The organism is Aeromicrobium sp. Leaf272 (genome assembly GCF_001422865.1).
In the GTDB taxonomy this organism is placed as follows: domain Bacteria; phylum Actinomycetota; class Actinomycetes; order Propionibacteriales; family Nocardioidaceae; genus Aeromicrobium.
The window spans coordinates 247514-249228 of sequence record NZ_LMMY01000011.1 but is presented as its reverse complement, the minus strand read 5'-3'; the positions used below and the strand labels follow the sequence as shown (position 1 = coordinate 249228).

2 protein-coding genes and 1 pseudogene are annotated in these 1715 nt (G+C 69.7%); all 3 read right to left on the bottom strand.

Annotated elements, in window-relative coordinates:
• On the bottom strand, positions 1-1111 hold a 1111-nt coding region (locus ASF38_RS08300; protein WP_056575109.1), incomplete at its 3' end, for a branched-chain amino acid ABC transporter permease.
• Positions 1108-1401, bottom strand: a complete 294-nt coding sequence (locus ASF38_RS19195; RefSeq protein ID WP_235497595.1) for a hypothetical protein — start codon at positions 1399-1401, stop codon at positions 1108-1110. The genes ASF38_RS08300 and ASF38_RS19195, both read right to left, overlap by 4 nt.
• A 42-nt stretch (positions 1402-1443) precedes the next feature.
• Positions 1444-1715 (bottom strand): annotated as a pseudogene (locus tag ASF38_RS19190) (branched-chain amino acid ABC transporter permease); the annotation flags it as partial.

The following is a 1715-nucleotide window of genomic DNA, read 5'->3' as shown; positions in this document are numbered from 1 at the left end:
CCCGCATCCAGATGCCGAAGAGGCCGCGGGGCTCGAACACGAGGAAGAAGACGATGAGGGCGCCGTAGATGATCGCCTCGAGCTGGAAGACGGTCAGCAGGCCGCCGCCGACGGCGCTCGTGCTGATCAGCGGCACGTAGTGGGCGATCTCGGTGGAGATCCGCGGCAGCAGCGCGATGAACATCGCGCCCATGATCGAGCCGCTGATCGTCGCCACGCCGCCGATGAGGATCATCGCGAGGTACTGGATGCTCAGCAGCAGGCTGAAGGCGCCGGGCTCGAAGACGCCGACCACGGCGAAGTAGAGGGCGCCCGTGACGCCGGCGAAGAACGAGCTCATCGCGAACGCCATGACCTTGTACTTCGTGAGCGCCACCCCGATGACGGCCGCGGCGACGTCGCGGTCGCGGATGGCACCGAACGCGCGACCCACGCCCGAGCGGGCGATGTTGCGGCCGATGATCGCGAACACGATGAGGAACACGAGCCCGAGGAAGAACTGCTTCTGCTCGCGCGACATCTCCATGCCGAGCAGCGGCCCGGCCTGGGCGAAGTCGATGCCGAACAGCTCCAGCTCGGCGCCACGTCGGCCCACGCCGGCGCCGCCGGTGATGTCGCGGGCGTTGCGGAACACGTGGTCGCCGATGAAGACGATCCCGAGGGTCACGATGGCCAGGTAGAGGCCGCGCAGCCGCACCGCGATGGGCCCGACGACCAGGCCGGCCACGGCGGCGACGACGCCGGCGGCCGGCAGCCAGATCCACATCGGCAGCCCGTAGCCGAGCACCGGTCCGTCGGGGTTCCCGCCCAGCACGGCACCCGTGTAGGCGCCGAGGCCGATGAAGAACGCGTGCCCGAGCGAGACCTGTCCGGCGTACCCGGTGACGAGGTTCAGCCCGATGGCGCCGACCGCGGAGATCATGCCGAGCGCCAGCACCTGCAGCAGGTCGTCGGCGACCAGGAACGGCAGCAGGAACGAGAGCACCAGGATGACGACGAGCGAGCGTCGCTTGCCGGGCGTGTTGACGAGCGCGATGTCCTGCGCGTAGTCGGTGCGCGCGAGCGGACGGCTGCGCAGGCCGCCGCGTCGGAACGGGGAGGTGATGCTCATACCCGCTCCACCTCCTTGGTGCCGTAGAGCCCGTACGGTCTGACCAGCAGCACCACGAACATGAGGGCGTAGGGGACGACGAGGGCGAAGTTGGTGCCCAGCCACGGTGCGTACTCGGGCTGGTAGGTGGCGGTGATCGCCTCGACGATCCCGACCGCGAGCCCACCGATCACGGCACCCTGCACGCTGTCGAGGCCGCCGATGATGATCGCCGGCAGCGCCTTGAGCGCGATCGTCCAGCTGGTCTGCTCGATGCCCGCCGCGCCCGCGGCGACGAAGGTCCCGGCGATGGCGGCGAGGCCACCGGCGATGCCCCAGGCGATCGCGAAGANGGCGCGGAAGAAGACGACGAGGCCCACGACGCACAGCGCCGTGACCGCGATCAGCCCGATCCGCTGGTAGGAGATCGACAGCCCGAGCAGCTCCAGCCGCTCGCTGCCGCTGGGGTAGGTGACGATCTTGGGCTGCGCGCCGATGTAGCGGTTGGCCACGATGCGCAGCACGATGTCGATGCCGATCGTGATGATCGCCAGCGTGAAGACCGGCTTGCCCACCATGGGGCGCAGGGCCACGCGCTCGACCAGCATGCCGACGAGCGCGCCGC